Source organism: Rhodococcus sp. NPDC059969 (assembly GCF_042738325.1).
Taxonomy (GTDB): Bacteria; Actinomycetota; Actinomycetes; order Mycobacteriales; family Mycobacteriaceae; genus Rhodococcus_F.
This window is the reverse complement of the sequence record NZ_JBHWUF010000014.1, coordinates 26,887-47,586: the sequence shown is the minus strand read 5'-3', so window position 1 is coordinate 47,586 and position 20,700 is coordinate 26,887. Positions and strand designations below refer to the sequence as shown.

The following is a 20,700-nucleotide window of genomic DNA, read 5'->3' as shown; positions in this document are numbered from 1 at the left end:
CATGAAGCTGTTGATGCTCGGGGGAACACGGTTCCTCGGCCGCGCCCTCGTCGACGACGCTCTGGCGCGGGGCTGGGAAGTGACAGTGCTCCATCGGGGGCTCACCGGAGCGCCGCCGTCTACGGCGGAGGTCCTACTCGCTGATCGCACCGATCAGCGAGCGATGGTCGAGGTGCTCGGTGACCGTCGATGGGACTTCGTCGTCGACACGTGGTCGGGTAGCCCCCGGGTGGTCGGTGAGAACGCACGCGTCTTGCGCGGTCACGTCCAACGGTACGCATACATTTCCAGCGGATCCGTCTACCAGTGGGGCTTGCACGTCGACGAGAGCTCACCTGTGGTTGCCGCTTCCGCGACGTCTGACGACGGCAGCGATTACGCGTCCGCCAAACGCGGCGCCGAACTCGCTGTCCTGGAATTCTTCCCGAATGCACTGCTCGCGAGGGCAGGGCTGATCCTCGGACCACACGAGGACATCGGGCGATTGCCGTGGTGGCTGCGGCGCATCGGCGCAGGAGGCCGCGTCGTTGCTCCCGGGGTGCCGACCAGGCCACTTCAATACGTCGATGTCCGTGACATCGCATCCTTTGTCCTGTCCGGACTGGCCGCAGGGATCGGCGGGGCATACGACGTCATCAGCCCGTCCGGGCACACCACAACCTCCGGGCTCCTTCAGGCGTGCGTGGACGCCACCGGTTCGGGCGCTGAATTGGTGTGGATCGACGAGGACAGGCTGGCGGCCGCTGGAGCGCAGCCGTGGACACAACTTCCGTGTTGGGTGCCGCAAGAGGGTGAGTTCGCAGGCTTCCTCGAAGCCGACACCGCCAAGGCGGCACAAGCAGGGCACGCAGGGCAGGCGGGGCTGCGATGCCGTCCGGTCGAAGACACCGTGCGAGATACCTGGGCGTGGATGCAACAGGAAACTCTGCCGGCCCAGCGGGAGGATCGTGCGGTGCACGGATTGCCTCCGGAGATCGAAAGAGAACTTCTTTCCGCCGGAGACTGAAACGCGTCTGGCCCGGTTCGCATTCGAACCGGGCCAGACGCTTGAAAGACGAGGATCAGGCGTACAAGTCGCTGATCTTGGTCTTGTGAGCTTCGTGAATGATGTTGCGCTTGAGCTTGAGCGTCGGCGTCAATTCGCCGGTCTCCTGCGTGAAGTCGACCTCTAGGATCGTGTACTTCTTGATCTGCTCGGGGTTGGAGACCTTCTTGTTGGCGTCGGCAACGGCTGAGTCGATCTCGGCGATCAGATCGGCGTTCTTCACCAGATCGGCAATCGCGGTGTTTGCGGGCAGGCCGTTGCGCTCGACCCAACCGGGCAGTGTTTCCGGATCGAGGGTGATCAGTGCACCGATGAACGGCTGACCGTCACCGACCACGAGGCACTGGCTGATCAGAGCGTGCGCACGCAGGGAATCCTCGAGGCCTGCCGGTGCGACGTTCTTACCGCCGGCGGTGACGATGATTTCCTTCTTGCGGCCGGTGATCGAGACGTAACCCTCGTTGTCGATCGATCCGAGGTCGCCGGTGTGGAACCAGCCGTCGACGATGGATTCGGCAGTGGCCTTCTCGTTGTGCCAGTAGCCGGCGAATACGACCGGGCCCTGCAGGAGGAGTTCGCCGTCTTCGGCGATCCGGGCGGCGTGGCCGTTGATCGGCTTGCCGACGGTGCCGACGCGCTGCGCGCTCGAGGTGTTGACGGTGATTGCGGCGCTGGTCTCGGTGAGTCCGTAGCCCTCGTAGATCGGGATGCCGACGCCGCGGAAGTAGTGGCCGAGGCGCGCACCGAGAGCTGCGCCGCCGGAGACCGCACGCTCGCACTCGCCGCCCAGTGCTGCGCGTAGCTTCGAGTAGACGAGCTTGTCGAATACCGCGTGCTTGAGCTTGAGTGCCAGTCCGGGGCCACCCTTTTCGAGGGATTCGCTGTATTCGATGGCTGTGGCCGCAGCCTTGTCGAAGATGCTGCCCTTGCCGCCGTCGACGGCTTTCTGGCGAGCCGAGTTGTAGACCTTCTCGAACACGCGGGGCACCGACAGGATGAAGTTGGGCTTGAAGCCGGCGAACTGCTCGAGGAGCGTCGTCAGATCCGACGTGTGGGCGACGGTGACCTTGGCGTCGAAAGCACCGAACGAGATCGCTCGCGCGAACACGTGGGCGAGCGGCAGGAACATCAGCGTTTTCTTGCCGGGGACCATCGACTCCGGCATCGCCAGGCGGCAGGCGTTGGACTCGGCGTAGAAGTTGGAGTGCGTCAGCTGGACACCCTTGGGGCGTCCGGTGGTTCCGGAGGTGTAGATCAGGGTCGCGGGCGAGGCTGCGGTGACCTGGTGACGACGAGTGTGCAGTTCTTCGTCGGTGATTGCGGAACCGCGGCTGGACAACTCGTCGATCGCACCCGACTCGATGACCAGGACTTCGCGTAGGGCTTCTGCGCCGTCGGTGACTTCCTTGTGGGTCTCCGCGTGCTTGGCCGTTTCGACGACCAGAAGCGTCGTCGCGGAATCCTCGAGGATCCACTGTGCCTGATCAGGGGAGGAGGTCTCGTAGATCGCGACGGTGCATCCGCCGGCTGTCCAGATGGCGTAGTCGAGAACGACCCACTCGTAGCGAGTCGCGGACAGGATAGCGACGCGGTCGCCGAGCTCGACACCTGACGCGATCAGGCCCTTGGCAACTGCGGAGACCTGCTTCGCGAATTCAGCTGCGGTGACGTCGACCCATCCACCGTTCGACGGCCTCTTGAACGGCACGAATGTGGGGTCTTCTTCGGCATGACGGAACACGGAGTCGGCCATTGAAACGTTCTCCGGAATTGAGAACGACTGTGGAACTGAGAACTCGCGCACTATTGACCCCTCCAGTGACTACTGACATTTCTGATGTGCATTGCATCACATTAGTCGTCATTTTGCACTGTCGTTACTATTCGGTAGAACTGGTCGGGCGCTGACCTGCAGTTTAGTGTGACCGGCTGTTTACAGGTACTCAGGCGACGTGTTGGAGCGTGCGGCCGTGTACGGACAACCAGCGGCGAATCGCGTAGTCCAATCGGTCCGGATCCACGCCGAGTTGCTCTGCAGTAGCTGCAAGGATCTCCGAGGTGTCTCCCGGCAGTTCGGTGGTGCCGAGTGTTGCGCTGATGAAGGTGTCGGCGGCGGTGCCCAGATCGGTGTGGGGGATTCCGGCCAACATCAACAGGTGCGCCCAGGTCACTTCGGAACCGTCTCCGCAGGCGTCGACCCAGGCGTGGTGAACGGCATCGAGAGCGTTGTCGGAATCAGCAGCGGACAGCAGGTCCTCGACGCTGTTGATCCGCAAGTGATGGAGTTTCTCGGCGACCTGTTGGATGTGACGTGCTTCGATCGGGACGCCCGTCGCCGTGTAGCGGCGCTTGTACGAGCCGATCTTGCCTGCCCACTGGTCCGAGCTCCCGGCTTCCTCGAACGTGCGGAGGAGTTCGCGTGCGCCGTCCGTGACGGGTTTGTCTTCGCGGGCTTTCCGGTAGGCGAGGTAGCGATCGACGACGGTCACTTCGCTGTGGCCCGACGTGGACTGAACGGATTCGATGATGCACAGGGCGAGGCTCTGTCGATAAGCGTCTGACGCAACCCATGCGGACGGGTCGCCCAGGCGGTCACGGCACGCAGCTGCGACGGCGTCGACGGTATCGGTCGAGATGGTCACGGTTCCTCCAGAAAGCTGATTCTTTTTGTTCCATTTGGGCTATCGGCACCGAGGAGCGAAATGTTGCACACATCACAAATTCACATAGTTTTCTTGGACTGCGCTCAGGTGAGAAAGAGTCAGGGCTCAGGCGAGGAAGGTCAGAACTTCGTCGTCGCTGAGTTGATGAAAGTCCTCGAATGCAGCACCGACGCCGCCCAACAGGGCAGGAACGAAGGGGCAGATGACGCGATCGGCCGAGCACGCGATCACTCTCATGGCTTCGGGGGAGGCGACGGGTACAGCGACGATCACGCAGGCAGCACCCGCGGTGCGCGCACACCGGCAGGCAACTGCGGCACTCGCTCCCGTCGCCATTCCGTCGTCGACGATCACCGCGGTGCGTCCGTGGAGGGAAACCGGGGTCCGTCCTTCACGCAGGAGGCGCGCTCGCCGCTCCAACTCGAGTCGTTCGTCGTGCTCGACGGCGGCGAGTTCTCTTTTCGAGACGCGAACCGCTGCGATGACGTCGTGGTTGAGGACTCGCACCCCGCCCTCGCCGATAGCGCCCATCGCGAGTTCCGGGTTGTACGGACTGCCGAGCTTGCGCACCACCACGATGTCCAGCGGTGCATTCAGTGCTGCAGCAACCTCGGCTGCGACGGGTACTCCGCCGCGTGGGAGTCCGAGAACGACCGGCTTGTCCATACGCAGAGCCTCGAGCCGCCCGGCCAGAAATTTGCCGGCGGAAGATCGATCCCGATATTGGGCCACTGCTTTGTCCTCGAGAAGCTCGAACCCCGACCAATTCGACGCTACTCGCTGCACGTCACCGCGACGAGACTGTGAACCTCCGCAGTGCGAGAGCGGGATTCTTCTCGCGTACTTCGGCGATTCGAGCGGCCGTGACAGTCGCGGTGGCGACCCCGACCTGCTCGCCCAGTGAGCACATCACGACGCCCATCGGGTCGACGATCATGCTGGCACCCGCGCCGCCGCGCGCGCTCTGATCCGCCGCTGCGATGTACATCGTGTTCTCGATGGCCCGGGCACGCACGAGAGTGGTCCAGTGGTCTTCCTTGAGCGGCCCGGGCACCCACTGGGCGGGCAGGAGCAAGACGTCCGCGCCGACGTCGACGATGCGTCGGGTGACTTCCGGGAAGCGCAGGTCGTAGCAGGTCTGGAGGCCGAAGGTCAGGCCGTCGCACCCGAAAGTCTGCGGTTCGGTGATGTCACCCGCGCGGATCACGGCCGATTCCTGGTAGCCGAAGGCGTCGTAGAGGTGCAGTTTGCGGTAGGTCGCCACCAGTTCGCCGTTGGGGTCCACCGCGACGAGGGTGTTGGAGATTCTGCTCACGTCGTCGATTCGCTCGTTCATTCCTGCCACGAGGAAGATTCCGAACTCCGCGGCGACCGCCGCCAGTGCCGAACCGAATTCGCCGTCCAGGTCCTCCGCGGACTCGATCAGTCGCTCGTCCGTCTTCGGTGCGGTGAACATCGAGTACTCCGGCGCCACGACAACTTTCGCGCCCCGTGCTGCTGCGTCGGAAGCCAGTGATCGCAGTGATTCGAGGTTGGCTTTCTTGTCCGTCCCCGGAGCGAATTGGGCAATCGCGACAACGGTCTGGGAGGGGGTGGCTGTGGTGGCTGCGGTCATGCTTCCTACGCTAGGCGAAACCCGCTGGGAGGGTGGATCTGTCGTAAATGCACCCCCGGTATGTCGTCGTGTCTATACTCTATCCGCTAAACTGCTGGTCAAATGAGTGATATTGAGCGTGACCCCGAACCCCCAACATTTGCCGACCTCGACATCGATGATCGGGTACTGAAGGCACTGTCAGACGTGGGCTACGAGTCGCCCTCGCCCATTCAGGCTGCCACCATTCCGCCGCTGCTCGAAGGCAAGGACGTCGTCGGTCTCGCACAGACCGGTACCGGCAAGACCGCAGCCTTCGCAGTTCCCGTTCTGTCGCGGATCGACACGTCGATCAAGCAGACCCAGGCGCTGGTGCTTGCTCCCACGCGTGAGCTGGCGCTTCAGGTTGCCGAGGCATTCGGCAAGTACTCCGCCCACATCCCCGGACTCAACGTCCTGCCGATCTACGGTGGCCAGAGCTACGGCGTCCAGCTGTCCGGCCTGCGCCGCGGTGCACACGTCGTCGTCGGTACCCCGGGTCGTGTCATCGACCATCTCGAAAAGGGCACCCTGGACCTGACCAATCTCAAGTACCTCGTTCTCGACGAGGCCGACGAGATGCTCAAGATGGGTTTCCAGGAGGACGTCGAGCGCATCCTCCGCGACACCCCCGGCGACAAGCAGGTTGCCCTGTTCTCGGCAACGATGCCCGGCTCGATTCGCCGGATCTCGAAGCAATACCTGAACAATCCGGTCGAGATCACCGTCAAGTCCAAGACGTCGACCGCCTCGAACATCACGCAGCGCTACATTCAGGTTGCTCATCAGCGCAAGCTCGATGCACTGACCCGAGTCCTCGAGGTCGAGGCTTTCGAGGCGATGATCATCTTCGTCCGTACCAAGCAGGCCACCGAAGACCTGGCGGAGAAGCTGCGCGCCCGCGGGCACTCGGCTGCCGCGATCAACGGCGACATCGTCCAGGCCCAGCGTGAGCGGACCATCGGTCAGCTCAAGAACGGCGCCCTCGACATCCTCGTCGCGACCGACGTTGCTGCTCGAGGCCTCGACGTGGATCGAATCTCCCACGTCGTCAACTACGACATCCCCCATGACACGGAGTCGTACGTTCACCGCATCGGTCGTACCGGCCGCGCCGGTCGTCAGGGTGACGCGTTGCTGTTCGTCGCTCCGCGTGAGCGTCATCTGCTCAAGTCCATCGAGAAGGCGACGCGTCAGCCGCTTGCGGAGATGCAGCTTCCCAGTGTCGACGACGTCAACGCCCAGCGTGTGACCAAGTTCGGTGACTCCATCACCGAGAGCTTGGCATCGGAGAATCTCGCGATGTTCCGCAAGATGATCGAGGACTACGACCAGGAACATGACGTTCCGCTCATCGACATCGCTGCCGCCTTGGCGCTGCAGTCGCGCGACGGTGAGGCATTCCTGCTCGCTCCCGAGCCGCCGGCACCGCCGCGTCGTGAGCGTGAGCCCCGTGAACCTCGTCCCCCTCGCCGTTTCGACGACGGCCCGGCTCCTCGCTCGCGTGGACCCGAGGGTCAGGAATTGGCCGCGTACCGCATCGCAGTCGGCAAGCGTCACCGCGTCGTGCCGGGTGCCATCGTCGGTGCAATCGCCAATGAGGGCGGGCTTCGTCGAAGCGACTTCGGGCACATCAGCATTCGCCCGGATCACAGCATTGTCGAGTTGCCGGCCGACCTCTCCAACGAGACTCTGGAAGCTCTGCGTCGCACACGCATCTCCGGCGTTCTGATCCAGCTGCAGCCTGATTTCGGCCCGCCGCAGGGACGTCCGAGTGGGCGTGGCGACCGTGGTGGCCGCGATGATCGCGGTGGACGTGACGACCGCCGCGGTGGCGGACGCGATCGCTACAACGACTGACGCACAGCCTTCAACGTCTTGATGTAAAGGCTGAAACAGGCGCTGCCCTCCGTGAGGAGGTCAGCGCCTGTTTTTTGTGGGGCGGTGGCAGGGGCGGGCAGTATCAGATCGGCGTCGGTTCGAGGGCGCCGTTCTTCCTGGCGTTGGTGTCGAACTGCGTGCGGTACAACTCGGCGTAGCGACCACCGCGTGCAAGCAGTTCTTCGTGGTTGCCGCGCTCGATGATTTGGCCTGCCTCGACGACAAGGATCAGGTCGGCTGCCCGGATTGTGGACAAACGGTGTGCGATCACCACAGCAGTCCGCCCGGCGAGTGCTTCGCCGAGGGCTTCTTGAACCGCGGCTTCCGACGTCGAGTCGAGATGCGCGGTGGCCTCGTCCAGGATGACGACGCGAGGCTGGGCCAGGAGCAGTCGTGCGATGGTCAGGCGTTGACGCTCACCGCCCGAGAGGCGGTATCCGCGTTCACCCACCACTGTCTCCAATCCGTCGGGGAGCGACGCAACCAGGTCGGTGAGCCGTGCTCGCTCCAGAACCTCACGCAGATCTTCTTCGGTGGCATTCGGTCGCGCGAGGAGCAGGTTGGATCGAAGGCTCTCGTGGAACAGGTGCCCGTCCTGCGTGACCATGCCGACGGTCTCACGGATGGAATCGGAACTGAGGTCTCGGACGTCGACGCCGCCCAGCTCGACCGATCCGGAGTCGATGTCGTAGAGGCGCGGAATCATCTGCGCCACGGTCGACTTTCCGGCACCGGACGTGCCGACCAGGGCGACCATCTGTCCCGCTTCGGTGCGGAACGAGAGGTCGTGCAACACGTCCTCGCCGCCGCGGGTGTCGAGGATCGCGACCTCCTCCAGCGAAGCGAGTGACACCTTGTCGGCAGAGGGGTAGGCAAAAGTGACGTTCTTGAACTCGACGGATACCGGGCCCTCCGGCACCGTGCGTGCATCGGGCTTCTCGGTGATGAGTGGTGCCAGGTCGAGAATCTCGAATACCCGCTCGAAGCTGACCAGAGCGCTCATGACGTCCACCCGGGCGCTGGCCAGTGCGGTCAACGGCGAGTACAGCCTCGTGAGCAGCAGCGCCATTGCGACGACAGCGCCTGCGTCCAATTGACCGCGCAGCGCGTAGAAGCCGCCGAGTCCGTAGACGAGGGCAAGGGCAAGCGCGGAGACGAGCGTCAGTGCTGTGACGAAGACGGACTGCAGCATCGCGGTCCGGACTCCGATATTGCGCACACGCCTGGCACGAACCGCGAACTCCGCAGACTCTTGCGAAGGGCGACCGAACAGCTTGACCAGAGTCGCGCCGGGAGCGGAGAACCGTTCCGTCATCTGGGTGCTCATCATCGAATTATGGTTGGCAGCTTCACGATTGAGTGCCGCGAGTTTCGCGCCCATCCGCCGTGCGGGGATCACGAAGATGGGGAGAAGTACCAACGCGAGCACGGTGATCTGCCACGAGATCCCGAGCATGACGATCAGCGTGATCACCAGCGTGACCAGATTGCTGACAACTCCGGACAATGTGTCGCTGAAGGCGCGCTGAGCGCCGATGACGTCGTTGTTGAGACGGCTGACGAGTGCTCCGGTTCGAGTTCTGGTGAAGAACGCGATCGGCATCTTCTGGACGTGATCGAAGACGGTGGTGCGCAGATGCAGGATCAGATCTTCACCGATGCTGGCCGAGAGCCACCGGGTCAACAGGCCCAGCGCGGCCTCGAGAATTGCGACCAGTGCGATCAGGGCGGCAAGTTTGACGACCACGTCGACGGCGTCGCCGCCGACTATCGCGTTGACCACGCGCCCGGCGAGGACGGGTGTTGCCACGGCAAGCGCAGCCGTGACGACGCTCAGTACGAGGTACCAGCTGAGATTACGTTTCTGCGGGACTGCGAACGTCGCGATCCGCTTCAGTGTCGCCTTCGAGAACGGGCGCCGATCTTCTTGCGCGTGCATCGCGTTGTACATCGCGTTCCACGCGGTGACTTCCATACTCATGACTTCGCCCCTCCGGTCGCCGGCCACGAAGATTACGTGGCCGGTACGACACGAAGGTAGAACCTCAACCAAACTTCAGGTCAAGTGCGGCCTCAGCGGGCCACGTCGACCACCACGCGCGGAGGGTCGCTGAGCGTCGTGACCGTGAACGGCTGCTTCTCGGTCACGCCGATGAACGATTGTGTGACTCCCTCGAAGACGTTGGACCCGTTGACCTCGGTCACGACTCCGCCGACACCGGGGACCGGGTTGGGGCCGGAGTACTGCTCGACTCCGCTGTCGAAGGGATAAGCGGAACCGTCGATCAGGACCTGGATCACTGCGGCGCCCTGGATGTCCACGGGCTTTCCGCTGCCTTCCTGGGTGGCCGCGTCGACGTACTTGACGCGCCATCCGGGTGTGCCGGTGCCGCCCATCTCGTAGACGACGCGATCGAATCCGTCGTGCTCGCCCACGCGGATGTCGACGACGGTGAGCTTGGATTCGGTGCCTGCTGCCGATGTCTTGTCGGAGCTGTCCGTCGGGACTGGTTCTGTGGTCGACGCTGCGGCACTCGAGGTCGAGGTGACGGCCGAGGTGGCTGCCGTGGGAGTGGTCTCCGCGTCCTGCGAACAGGCAGTCAGGCTCACGCCCACTGCGATGGCAGCGACAGCGGCAAATGATCTCGTCCGGTTCGTTGTCATGACTCGATCGTAGGGCTCGCGTGATCGGGTTCCGCGGCGGCGGTGCCCGGAGTTACCTAACCGATATCGCCGTCGACGTAGAGCCACTTGCCTTCTGCTCGTGCAAATCGACTGCGTTCGTGGAGCATTCCCCGCTCGCGTCCGAATGCGTAGTGAGCGCGAAATTCAACGATGCCGTCGGAATCGAACAGGCCACCTCGTTCGGTGCCCAGGATCTCCAACCGGAGCCATTTCTGGTCAGGATCGAGATCGAGTTCGGTCGGCCGATGGTCGGGATGCCAAGTCCGCGTGAGGTATTCGTCGTCCATCACGGCGAAAGCCGTGTAGCGCGAACGCATCAGGGTTTCGGCGGTCGGAGCATGCGCCGCCCCCCTGATGTACTTGCCGCAGCACTCGACCAACGCGTTGCCGCTGCCGCACGGGCACGGATCGTTCGGTCGGGGTGTGGTGGGGCGGCTCGAGGTCACCGCCCCATTACAGCACGGGTTCTCAGACCAGCTTGTGTTCGCGGTTCTCCCAGTACGGTTTGCGGAGGTCGCGTTTGAGGATCTTTCCGGTGGGATTGCGAGGAAGGATCTCGACGACGTCGATACTGGTCGGGCACTTGAACTTTGCGAGGCGTTCTTGTGTGTAGGTGATCAGTTCGGTTTCGTCGATCTGTGCATCGGCGGTGAGAACCACGACGGCCTTGACGGTTTCACCCCAGCGGTCGTCGGGAACGCCGATGACCGCGACCTCCGCGATTGCCGGATGCTCCACCAGTACGCGTTCGATCTCGGGGGAGTAGACGTTCTCGCCGCCGGTGATGATCATGTCCTTGAGACGGTCCTCGATGAACACGAAGCCGCCGGAGTCGGCGCGGCCCATGTCGCCGCTGCGCAACCATCCGTCGGCGGTGATGGTTTCGGCCGTCGCCTCGGGCTTACCCAGATATCCGGGTGTGCACTGTTCGGATCGCCACCACAGTTCGCCGGTCGTACCGGTGGGCACGTCCTCGAGCGTGACGGGGTCCACCACGCGCATCTCGACGCCGGGGATCGCTGTACCTGCTGATGCCATGCGCTCGACCTGCGACTCGTCGCGGTGAACGTCCGGCATCAACGCGGTAACGACACCTGCCATTTCGGTCATGCCGTAGACCTGGACGAATTCGGTGTCCGGCCAGGCTGCGAGTGCCGCTCGCAACAATGGGAGGGGCATGGGGGCGGCGCCGTAGGTGATGCGTTTGAGTGCTTTGAAGGCGGCGACTGCCTGCTCGCCGGCGGCCAGGACCCCGGCAATGACCGGTGGGACGAGGAAAGCGATGTTCGCACCGGCGGCGAGACCGGCGAAGATCGACGGCCCGTCGGCTTCTCTGGTGAAGTGACAGCGACCACCGGTGTGAATTGCCATGATGGCGTAGCAGGTTCCGCCGACGTGGAACATCGGCATCGCGATCAGGAATCGATGATCCTCGTGAGCCGGCAGGATTTCGAGAACATTGTTGCTGTGCGCGAACAGGTTTCGATGCGTGAGTTGGACACCTTTGGGTCGACCGGTCGTTCCGGAACTGTAAAGAACCAGAGCGGTGACATCGGGGCTCACCTCGGGTCGGGAACTGAGCGGGGTGACCTCGTCGATCCAGGGTTCGAACTCGTCGTGTTCACCGCCGACGGCGAAGATCGACTCGACGGCCGTCAATCGATCGCGCATGGCGACGATCTGGGGCAGGAGGTCGCTGCCGACGAACAGGATGCGTGCGCCACAGTCCGCGAGAACGTAATCCAGCTCTTCGCCCGAAAGTCGCCAGTTGGGAATGACATTCGCGGCCCCGAGCAGTGAGGCGGCGTACGTGACTTCGAGACAGGACAGATGATTCTTGTCGACGAAAGCGACAGTGTCGCCGGCACCGATGCCTGATTCGGCGAGGGCGGCGGCGATACGCAGGATGCGGTCCCGCCACTGGGCCCACGTGTACTCGGTCCCTTGGAAGGTCATCGCTGCTTGATCAGGCTTGACCGTCGCCCAGTGCTCTAGCCGATCGAAAATGATTCCAGCGGTGGCGTCGGACATTCGGCCGCCTCTCTCGTGTGATTGGTGTCACAAGGTTAGTGCGCGCCCGCCATTCATACCGCTGTTTCTCGCCAATGCACGCCCTTGGAGGGCCGTGAATTCTCAGACCCTGATCGGCTCGGCCGTGGATATCAGGGTGGTCCCCGATGGCGGGCGGGCCCCACACCCGACAGGATGGAACCAACCATTGCGGGCGTCCGTGTTTTCACGGGCGCCCGTCACGCCCGCAAAGTAGCACCGAAGTGAACAGGAAAGGCGATCATGAGTTCGCACGCCCAGGATGTCGCGGCCCGCGCAGTCGGCCTGTCCAAGACCTACGGCACCGGAGATACCCAGGTGCACGCCCTCAGTTCGGTGTCCGCAGATTTTGCCCGCGGTGAGTTCACGGCGATCATGGGGCCGTCCGGTTCCGGCAAGTCGACGCTGATGCATTGCCTCGCCGGTCTGGATTCCGCCAGTTCGGGTTCTGTCCTCATCGGCGACACGGAACTCACGACGCTCTCCGACAAACAGATGACGCAACTACGACGCGATCGCATCGGATTCGTCTTTCAGGCGTTCAACCTGGTGCCGACGCTGACGGCGCTCGAGAACATCACGTTGCCCCTCGACATCGCAGGACGCAAAGCGGATCAGACCTGGCTGAACAGCGTCCTGACCAAGCTGGGGCTCGGGGATCGGCTCGATCACCGGCCGGGAGAGTTGTCGGGTGGTCAGCAGCAGCGTGTGGCGTGCGCGCGTGCGCTGGCGGGTCAGCCGGAGATCATCTTCGGCGACGAGCCGACCGGAAACCTCGATTCGAAGTCCTCCGGGGAGGTGCTCTCGATCCTGCGCGCAGCGGTCGACGAGTTCAACCAAACCGTGGTGATCGTGACGCACGATCCGCGGGCAGCGGCGTACGCCGATCGGGTCGTGTTCCTCGCGGACGGCAAGATCGTCGACGAATTGCGCGAGCCGACGGCAGATTCGGTCCTCGATCGTATGAAGCGCCTCGACGCTCCGCAGGCGGTCGTGAACGCGGAAGCCGGGGCTTGAGCACATGGCTTCGGTAAGCAACTCGCCGATGCGCAAGGTTTCCCTGCGTAACTTGGCGGCACACAAGGTGCGACTTGCGCTGACGGTTCTGTCCGTCGTGCTCGGCACGGCTTTTGTCGCGGGGTCCTTCGTTTTCACCGACACCCTCCAGAAGACTTTCGATTCGATCTTCGAGAACACTGCCCAGGGCGTCGACGTTCGGGTATCGATGGAAGACCGCAACACCAGCGGCGTTCCGGTGGAGGACGTCGACAAACTTGCGGCGGTCGACGGCGTCCGGGCGATCGCGCCGGCGGTCAGCGGACAGATCGTCCTGATCAACGCAGACGGTGGTGCCGTTCAGACCGGCGGCGCGCCCAGTATCGGGCAGTCCTACCTACCTCCGGGCCAGGCGATTGCCGAACCCGACACCTTCGTCGAGGGCGCGCCTCCGACGCAGACCGGTCAGGTCGCGCTGAACACCAGCGCCGCCGAGCGAGCCGGTCTGAAGGTGGGGGACACTGCCAAGGTTCTGGCACCGGCCCGCGGAATCGTGGACGTGACGTTGTCCGGCATCTACGAAGGGGCCGGTAGTGACACCGGTGGATTCATCGGCGCGCTCTTCACCGACGAACAGGCTCGTGGACTTTTCACCGACGGCCGGCATGTCGAGTACATCGACGTCGCGGGCAACGGGGTCTCGCAGACGGAACTGCAGCAACGCGTCGAGCAGGTTTTCCCCGATCTCAAGGTGCAGACCGGTGACCAGGTTCGCGAGGAGACCAAGGCCGAGGTCGACTCGGCGCTGAGCTTCATCAACTACTTCCTGCTGGCGTTCGGTGCGATCGCTCTGCTCGTCGGCACGTTCATCATCTACAACACCTTCTCGATGATCGTGGCGCAGCGTCTTCGGGAGCTGGCGCTGCTGCGTGCGATCGGTGCGAGCCGAGCGCAGGTCGGTCGTTCGGTGGTCACCGAGGCGTTGGTGGTCGGGCTCATCGGCAGCATCATCGGTCTGCTCGGTGGTATCGGTCTCGCTTACGGATTGCGCAGTCTGCTCAACACATTCGACGTCGGTCTGCCGGAAGGCCCGCTCCAGGTGGGCGCTCGCACGATCATCGTCGCGTTGGTGGTGGGCGTCGTCGTCACGACGCTCAGCGCCTACGCTCCCGCTCGGCGTGCGTCGAAGATCCCGCCGGTAGCGGCCATGCGTGAGGAGTTCGCCTCCACTGGCGACTCACTGCGGGTGCGGACGCTGATCGGCGCGATCCTCGGCGTGATCGGTGTGGCACTGCTCGTGTTCGGCTCTCGCGGTACCGGCGGCGGCGCCGCTCTGATCGTCGGACTCGGCGCGTTCTCGTTGATCATCGCGGTTCTTCTCGGTGCTCCGGCGCTGTCGCGGCCGATCGTCGGTGCGCTCGGTGCCGTGTTCGCCAAGCCGTTCGGTGCCATCGGGCGATTGGCTCGTACCAACGCGGTGCGCAATCCCCGTCGCACGGCCGCAACGGCATTCGCACTGACTCTCGGCCTGATGTTGGTGACCGTCATCGGAGTGTTCGGATCTTCGGCCAAGGCGAGCATCAATGCTCTTGTGGACGTGGGTGTCTCGGCCGACTACATCCTGACCGGTCCCAACGCGATCGGTGTGCCGCGCGGTGCGGCCGACGCCGTCCGGCAGGTGCCCGACGTGCAGAGCGCGACGTCCTTGCACGGAGTGCGCGCGAAGGTCGACGGTGAGGACGAGCAAGGCGCTTCGTTCGACGGCCCGATCGAAGGCGTGCTCGAGTACAAGATCCTCGAGGGCACGGTCGATCTGACCGGCAACAACATGCTCGTCTCGAAGTCGACTGCGGACGACAAGGGGTGGGCTGTCGGCTCGACTCAGACGCTCACTGGTCCCGGCGGCGTCGAATACCAGACCGTTGTCGCGGGAGTGTTCGAGGACAACCAGCTGATCGGTTCGTGGATCGTCTCGGACGAGGCGTACCGGAAGCTGATGCCGGCGGAGAGCCTGCCGGACTTCGTGGTTCTGGTGAAGGCGAAGCCGGGGGCGGATCTGACGACGCTGCGATCCGAACTCGAAACGGCGACAGAGAAGTACGTTGTCGTCCAGGTGCAGGATCGTGAGGAGTTCAAGGGAACTCAGGGTCAGCAGATCAACACGTTGTTGGCGATCCTCTATGGTCTCCTAGCACTCGCGGTCGTGATCGCGATCCTCGGCATCATCAACACGTTGGCACTCTCGGTGGTCGAGCGGCGACGAGAAATCGGAATGCTGCGAGCCGTCGGCATGCAGCGAGGACAGATGCGACGCACGATCTACCTCGAATCGGTGCTCATCGCGGTGTACGGCGCGGCAGTCGGAGTTGTTCTCGGCATCGCGTTCGGTTGGGCGTTCGTGAGCACTCTCGCGGATCAGGGCCTCGACAAGATCACGATCCCGTGGGGTCAGGTAGTCGGAATGCTGATCGGCTCCGGTGTGGTCGGCGTCTTGGCGGCGCTGTGGCCGGCCAACAGAGCGGCCAAGACGAAGCCGCTGGAGGCGATTGCGGACATGTAGGGCCTTCGGCCCCGTGCGCACTTTTGGTAGCGGAAGCAGCCGAAAGTGCGCACGGTACCGTTGCCGCATGAGCACCCTTCAAGAAGTCGGCGAACGTGAATCCTGGCGCTGCTGGCTGTGCGACGAACCGGTCGACCCCGACATGTCCGTCAACGATCCGCGTGGCCCGAGCATCGACAGCATCAACACCGCAAAAAAGGGTGGCAAGACCAAAGGCGGCGTCGAACGTTTGGCACATCGCGCATGCAACACCAAGAAAGGTGCGGTCAAACCTGTTGTGGAATGGCCGGATCGGCTGTTCGTCGTCGATCCCGCTCCGATCATCGGAGTCGTGGAGCAGCTCGAGCGCAAGGGTGGCCGCGTCGCCGTCGCTCGCTGCCCCGGCAAGGACGACGCCCAGGAAGCCTCCGACTGGCTGATCGATCGGTTGTCGCGTCTGGCTCCCGCATTGAACGTCGAAACGAGCATCGACGCCGCGGGTGGGGGTTACCTGTTGGTCCTCAAAACCGTGTAGGAGCGCAGTTCGGGGGCCGTCTTTCGCGGTACCTGTTCCGCCTCCAGTGTCGTCGGGGTACGGTCGAACCGAACATGAATCCGGTTTCGAGTGCGAAGGAATTCCGATGAACCTGGCATTGACCGACGAGGAACTAGCGTTCCGCGACGAGATGCGGACGTTCTTCCGTACGCAAATCCCCGCGGACATCAGGGAGGCGTACGCCCACGGCGAGGAGTTGGGGCGCGACCGTATGGTCGAGGCGCAGCAGATCCTCAACGCTCACGGTCTGGCGGTGCCGCACTGGCCGGTCGAGTGGGGCGGCAAGGACTGGACCCCGGTCCAGCACAACATCTGGCTCGACGAACTCCAGCTCGCGTCTGTCCCCGAACCGTTGGCGTTCAACGCCAACATGGTCGGTCCGGTCATCGCGGCCTTCGGCTCGCAGGAGCAGAAGGAGAAGTTCCTTCCGGCGACCGCGAACCTCGATATCTGGTGGTGCCAGGGATTCTCCGAACCCGAGGCCGGCTCCGATCTCGCTTCGCTCAAGACTCGCGCGGTCCGCGACGGAGACGACTGGGTCATCAACGGCCAGAAGACGTGGACGACGCTGGGACAGTACGCCGACTGGATCTTTTGCCTCGTGCGTACCAACCCCGATGCGCCCAAGCGCCAGGCGGGCATCTCGTTCATCCTCGTCGACCTGAAGACGCCTGGCGTCACGGTCCGCCCGATCAAGCTGATCGACGGCGGCTACGAGGTCAACGAAGTGTTCTTCGAGGACGTCCGCGTCCCGGGGGAGAACCTGGTCGGTGAAGAGAACCAGGGCTGGGGTTATGCCAAGTTCCTGCTCGGCAACGAGCGGACGGGTGTCACGCGCGTCGGTTTCTCGAAGGTTCGTCTCGCGCAGGCCAAGGCTCGCGCTGCCGAGGTCAAGGTCGGTAACGGAACACTGCTCGAAGATCCGCTCTTCGCTGCCCGCCTCGCCGAACTCGAAAACGAATTGCTTGCCCTCGAGCTCACTCAGCTCCGGGTGGTCGCCAGTTCCGCTGACGGCCAGCCGAATCCGGCGTCGTCGCTGCTCAAGCTTCGCGGTTCCGAATTGCAGCAGGCGAGTGTCGAACTGCTGATGGACGTGGCCGGCCCCGATTCACTGCCGTACGACGCGGGCAGCGACATCGCCTCCGCGAGCTGGGCGCAGCACACTGCCCCGACGTACTTGAACTACCGCAAGGTATCCATCTACAGCGGATCGAGCGAAGTGCAGCGCAGCATCATCGCTTCCTCGATCCTCGGATTGTGAGGCGTGGCATGGACTTCGAACTCAACGACGAGCAAAAACTTCTCCGCGATACCACCAAGGATCTCCTCGCGCGCAGCTACGACGCCGAGAAGCGCAATGCGATCATCGACTCCGATCCCGGGTGGAGCCCGCAGGTTTGGAAGCAGTTGGCCGAGGTCGGCTTGCTCGGCCTGACGTTCTCCGAGGACGACGGCGGCATGGACGCCGGCCCGGTGGAAATCGGCGCGGTCATGACCGAGATCGGTCGACGCTTGGCTCCCGAGCCGGTACTCGACGCGGTCGTGACGCCGGGCGGACTGATCTCCGAAGGCGGCAGCCAAGAGCAGCGGTCGTCGATTCTTCCCGGTGTTGCCGAGGGCGTCACGTTCCTGGCATTCGCCGATCAAGAACCCGGAATCCGTTGGCCGGCAACCGAACGTGCTACAGCCGCGGCGCAGGTCGACGGCGGCTGGACCGTGACCGGGATCAAGAATCCCGTCGGGCACGGCGCGACGGCGGACATCCTCGTCGTGAGCGCTGCGCTCCCCGGCGGTGGCGTCGGACTGTTCCTCGTCAAGAGCGATGCCTCCGGTTTGGTGCGCAAGTCCTACGCCACTCACGACGGTTTGCGCGGTGCGCAGATCGAGTTCACGGACACTCCGGCCGAAGCGCTCGGTGAGGGCGGCGACGCTTCCGCTCTGATTCAATCAGCGCAGATCCGTGAGCAGGCTGCTCTGTGTGCCGAGGCTGTCGGAGCGATGGAAGAGGCGCTGCGACTGACCACCGAATACCTCAAGACGCGTAAGCAATTCGGTGTTCCGCTCGCGAAGTTCCAGACGCTGACGCACCGCGCTGCCGACCTGTACGTCTCGCTCGAGTTGGCGCGCAGTATGAGTCTCTACGCGACGATGTCCCTTGCCGACGGCGTCGTCGATCCCGTGATCGCTTCGCGGGTGAAGCTGCAGATCGGGCGCTCGGCTCGGCTCATCGGTCAAGAAGCAATCCAGATGCACGGTGGTATCGGTATGACCGCCGAATACCCGGTGGGTCATTACGTGAGCCGACTCGTCGCCATCGAGCACACGCTCGGTAACACCGAAGACCACCTTCGGGTGTTGGCTGCCGGTGTCGCTGATCACGAGATGGTCAGCGTGGTCTGACCTTTCACGACTCAGGTAGGGGGTCGCACTCCGTTCGCGGGGCGCGGCCCCTTCGCCGTTCAGTGGTGATTACGCAATACATCCAAACGGAGACGGCGCTGCTCGATATTGACGGCGCTGTCGGTGAACGCTTGTTTCCAGCCGGGGTCGCCCGTTCGGGACGCCGCGTCGTGCAGAAGCGGAATCGCGTCGAAAGGGAAGCGCGCCTGGACACTTCGCAGGGTGGAGAAGTGACTGTGGCGCGAGTGGATGCCCAAGTCCTCGCCCGTCGCAGCATGCTCCAACGCTTCGTTTTCCAAGGCATTCAACAGTTTTTCGGCGACGGCCAGTGGCCATGGGCGGTCGATGCCGTCTAGTAGCGCGCTGCCGTCGACTCCCAGAAGGTACTCGTCCGCGTGTCCGGCGACGATGTACTCGACGCGCTCGCGCGGGTCGGCGATGGCGACGATTCTCCGGTCCGTCGTGCGCCCGTTGCGCTCCAGAAATGCCGACGCCCAGGCTGTATTCTTCTGGAGAACAGTTGCCGCAGTCCATGATTCGATCATCACGTCGCGCCACTGCTTCTCGACGGGGATGGTGAGGGCGCCGCGCGGTGAACCGGCCATCGATTCCCAGAGCGTCAGGGGAGTTGCGGTCACGACTTGCCGCAACCACCAGCGCCGGATGCCTTTGTTCTTGTAGTGGACGTCTTCGATGCCGTCTCGAAATGCGAGGTCGTCGAGCGATCCCGGCAATCGGACGGCCAGGCGGGGTCGCAACGGCTTCGTCTCGAGCCGCACCCACGACTGAGCGCGAGTGACCATGCGAGAGGCAAACGGAGATCGGGGGAGTTGCCGCAGGAGTTGAATTGCGCGCTCACGGACCCGCACGGCTGAATCGTCGAGTGCGCGCTCGAGGAGTGCGTAGTCGTGTTCACCCAGCCCGACGTCGAGATGGTCGAGAAAATGCAGGCGGCTTGAAGTGGCCTCGTCGTCCCAAGCGATCTCGAGCTCTTCGCTCGCTAGTTCCGGGTCGACCGTACGTATGTAATCGAACCAGGCCGTACGGTCGTCCGGATCGGGCGAGAGCCACAGCTCGTCCCGGCGTGATCCGATTCGTCGTAGCTGGGCCCAATCCGGATTCTGCTCCGCCAGATACTGCCCGCGTCGACCGGCGAGGCGTAGTAGCGCCTCGCGGTGCTCGGGATGCTTCAGCGCGGCTTCCATGAAGAGCGGAACGCTGGCAGCGGGCGCGAGGAATTCGCGTTGGTCGGCCATTGCGAACCATTCCGTGAGAGTCCAGGAACGAACCTGCAACAAGGACTGAAGTTGTTCGATCGCGAGGTCGGGAAGCAGCGGTTGAACCGCTGGATCAGTCTTCGATGCGCGCGAGTGACCTGCGTGCGCGTCTGATCGCAGGGAGGTCACCCGCCTACGGTATGGCAGGGGTGCGTCGACTTTGGGGGCAGGGTCGGCCTGGGCTCACACACGGTGTCCCGGCCGCGTGCTCACGCTCAGTCGTGTTCGGTCGGCACGGAACAGGTCTACCGAGTACTCGACGGGACGCTCATGCTGGTCGTAGCCGATTCGTTCCAGCTTGAGCACCGGGGCCGGCATCGGTTGTCCGAGAAGCGTCGACACCGAGGAGCTGACTTCTGCCAGTTCGATGGATTCGTCGGTGGCCGAGATGTCGATTCCGAATTTGCAACGCAGGGCTTCGTAGACGGAATCCATGTGTGTTCGGAGCAGATCGCGGCATCCGGGGTCGCCCAGATACATCCGTTCCAGCGACAACGTGTCACCGTCGGCAAATCGTAAGCGCAACAAGGAAATCACATCGCGGTCCGGGGAAACTCCGAGTATCTGGGCGGCTCGCGGGCTGGGCCGCTCCAGACGTGCTGACAGCACTCTCGTGCCATCCTGGAATCCTTGTTCCTGGAGCATTTGCGGTACGCCCATGACTGTATTCAGATTTCGGGACAGTCGTCGGTTGGCACACAGGGATCGTGCGTTCTCCGGAGTGGGGGCGTCTGCGTGGACGCTGGTGAGAAAGGCGCCGCCTGCTCGGCCTTTGACCCGATGTACCAATCCTTCACGTTCCAGCGCGTCGAGTGCGCTGCGCACTGTCGTGCGAGATGTCCCCAGTCGTGCTGCCAGTTCGCGCTCGGGCGGGAACTTGCCCACGGAGCGTCCTTCGAGTTCCTGAGCGAGCCGTAACAGCGCAGATCGAGTCTGCTCCATCATCGACATATGGCGTGACCTCGCAATACGGCAG

17 protein-coding genes are annotated in these 20,700 nt (G+C 63.6%); 7 read left to right on the top strand and 10 right to left on the bottom strand.

Annotation, left to right across the window (positions count from 1 at the left end; translation table 11 throughout):
- Position 1: 1 nt before the first annotated feature.
- On the top strand, positions 2-1,006 hold the full coding sequence (locus tag ACFWAD_RS27380) for an NAD-dependent epimerase/dehydratase family protein (RefSeq protein ID WP_378549553.1): 1,005 nt from the start codon (positions 2-4) through the stop codon (positions 1,004-1,006).
- Between the two features lie 55 nt (positions 1,007-1,061).
- Here ACFWAD_RS27380 and ACFWAD_RS27375 read toward each other — a convergent pair whose 3' ends face one another.
- The 4 genes from ACFWAD_RS27375 to ACFWAD_RS27360 all read right to left on the bottom strand — a co-directional run bounded on the left by ACFWAD_RS27375 (position 1,062) and on the right by ACFWAD_RS27360 (position 5,323).
- On the bottom strand, positions 1,062-2,849 hold the full coding sequence (locus ACFWAD_RS27375; RefSeq protein ID WP_378449081.1) for an AMP-dependent synthetase/ligase: 1,788 nt from the start codon (positions 2,847-2,849) through the stop codon (positions 1,062-1,064).
- 139 nt (positions 2,850-2,988) lie between these two features.
- The gene (locus ACFWAD_RS27370) at positions 2,989-3,687 is read right to left on the bottom strand and encodes a hypothetical protein (protein WP_058228429.1); all 699 of its coding nucleotides are present in this window, start codon (positions 3,685-3,687) and stop codon (positions 2,989-2,991) included.
- A 126-nt stretch (positions 3,688-3,813) separates the two neighbouring features.
- Entirely contained in the window at positions 3,814-4,440 is a 627-nt protein-coding gene (locus ACFWAD_RS27365; protein WP_378449082.1) for a phosphoribosyltransferase, read from the bottom strand.
- Positions 4,441-4,495: 55 nt separating this feature from the next.
- The gene (locus tag ACFWAD_RS27360) at positions 4,496-5,323 is read right to left on the bottom strand and encodes a carbon-nitrogen hydrolase family protein (protein WP_378449083.1); all 828 of its coding nucleotides are present in this window, start codon (positions 5,321-5,323) and stop codon (positions 4,496-4,498) included.
- 102 nt (positions 5,324-5,425) lie between these two features.
- Between ACFWAD_RS27360 and ACFWAD_RS27355 the strand changes: the two genes are divergently transcribed.
- Positions 5,426-7,201 (top strand): DEAD/DEAH box helicase, encoded by a 1,776-nt coding sequence (locus tag ACFWAD_RS27355; protein ID WP_378539170.1) that lies wholly within the window; start codon positions 5,426-5,428, stop codon positions 7,199-7,201.
- Between the two features lie 103 nt (positions 7,202-7,304).
- On the opposite strand, the gene ACFWAD_RS27350 is transcribed toward ACFWAD_RS27355, so the two are convergent.
- The 4 genes from ACFWAD_RS27350 to ACFWAD_RS27335 all read right to left on the bottom strand — a co-directional run bounded on the left by ACFWAD_RS27350 (position 7,305) and on the right by ACFWAD_RS27335 (position 11,938).
- Positions 7,305-9,203 (bottom strand): ABC transporter ATP-binding protein, encoded by a 1,899-nt coding sequence (locus ACFWAD_RS27350; RefSeq protein WP_378549550.1) that lies wholly within the window; start codon positions 9,201-9,203, stop codon positions 7,305-7,307.
- 92 nt (positions 9,204-9,295) lie between these two features.
- Complete coding sequence (locus ACFWAD_RS27345; RefSeq protein WP_283301357.1) at positions 9,296-9,886, bottom strand: hypothetical protein; 591 nt, start codon at positions 9,884-9,886, stop codon at positions 9,296-9,298.
- Positions 9,887-9,942: 56 nt separating this feature from the next.
- A complete protein-coding gene (locus ACFWAD_RS27340; protein WP_378549545.1) occupies positions 9,943-10,353 on the bottom strand; it encodes a YchJ family protein in 411 nt (136 codons plus the stop codon).
- A gap of 22 nt (positions 10,354-10,375) precedes the next feature.
- Positions 10,376-11,938 carry a long-chain-fatty-acid--CoA ligase gene (locus ACFWAD_RS27335; protein WP_378549541.1) on the bottom strand — a complete coding sequence of 521 codons (1,563 nt, stop codon included), beginning with the start codon at positions 11,936-11,938 and terminating at the stop codon, positions 10,376-10,378.
- Positions 11,939-12,199: 261 nt separating this feature from the next.
- On the opposite strand from ACFWAD_RS27335, the gene ACFWAD_RS27330 reads away from it, so the two are divergent.
- The 5 genes from ACFWAD_RS27330 (at position 12,200) to ACFWAD_RS27310 (ending at position 18,447) form a co-directional block, all read left to right on the top strand.
- Positions 12,200-12,973, top strand: coding sequence for an ABC transporter ATP-binding protein (locus ACFWAD_RS27330; RefSeq protein WP_378539166.1), 774 nt, complete (start codon positions 12,200-12,202; stop codon positions 12,971-12,973).
- Between the two features lie 4 nt (positions 12,974-12,977).
- Complete coding sequence (locus ACFWAD_RS27325; protein ID WP_378549538.1) at positions 12,978-15,512, top strand: ABC transporter permease; 2,535 nt, start codon at positions 12,978-12,980, stop codon at positions 15,510-15,512.
- Between the two features lie 67 nt (positions 15,513-15,579).
- Positions 15,580-16,026: a hypothetical protein gene (locus ACFWAD_RS27320; protein WP_007736175.1), complete on the top strand. Its 447-nt coding sequence runs from the start codon at positions 15,580-15,582 to the stop codon at positions 16,024-16,026.
- A gap of 106 nt (positions 16,027-16,132) precedes the next feature.
- A complete protein-coding gene (locus ACFWAD_RS27315) occupies positions 16,133-17,308 on the top strand; it encodes an acyl-CoA dehydrogenase family protein (RefSeq protein WP_007736177.1) in 1,176 nt (391 codons plus the stop codon).
- Positions 17,309-17,316: 8 nt separating this feature from the next.
- Positions 17,317-18,447 carry an acyl-CoA dehydrogenase family protein gene (locus ACFWAD_RS27310; protein ID WP_378549536.1) on the top strand — a complete coding sequence of 377 codons (1,131 nt, stop codon included), beginning with the start codon at positions 17,317-17,319 and terminating at the stop codon, positions 18,445-18,447.
- 59 nt (positions 18,448-18,506) lie between these two features.
- Here ACFWAD_RS27310 and ACFWAD_RS27305 read toward each other — a convergent pair whose 3' ends face one another.
- Positions 18,507-19,853, bottom strand: a complete 1,347-nt coding sequence (locus tag ACFWAD_RS27305; RefSeq protein WP_378549533.1) for a DUF5691 domain-containing protein — start codon at positions 19,851-19,853, stop codon at positions 18,507-18,509.
- 54 nt (positions 19,854-19,907) lie between these two features.
- Positions 19,908-20,669, bottom strand: coding sequence for a GntR family transcriptional regulator (locus ACFWAD_RS27300; protein ID WP_378549530.1), 762 nt, complete (start codon positions 20,667-20,669; stop codon positions 19,908-19,910).
- Between the last annotated feature and the right edge of the window lie 31 nt (positions 20,670-20,700).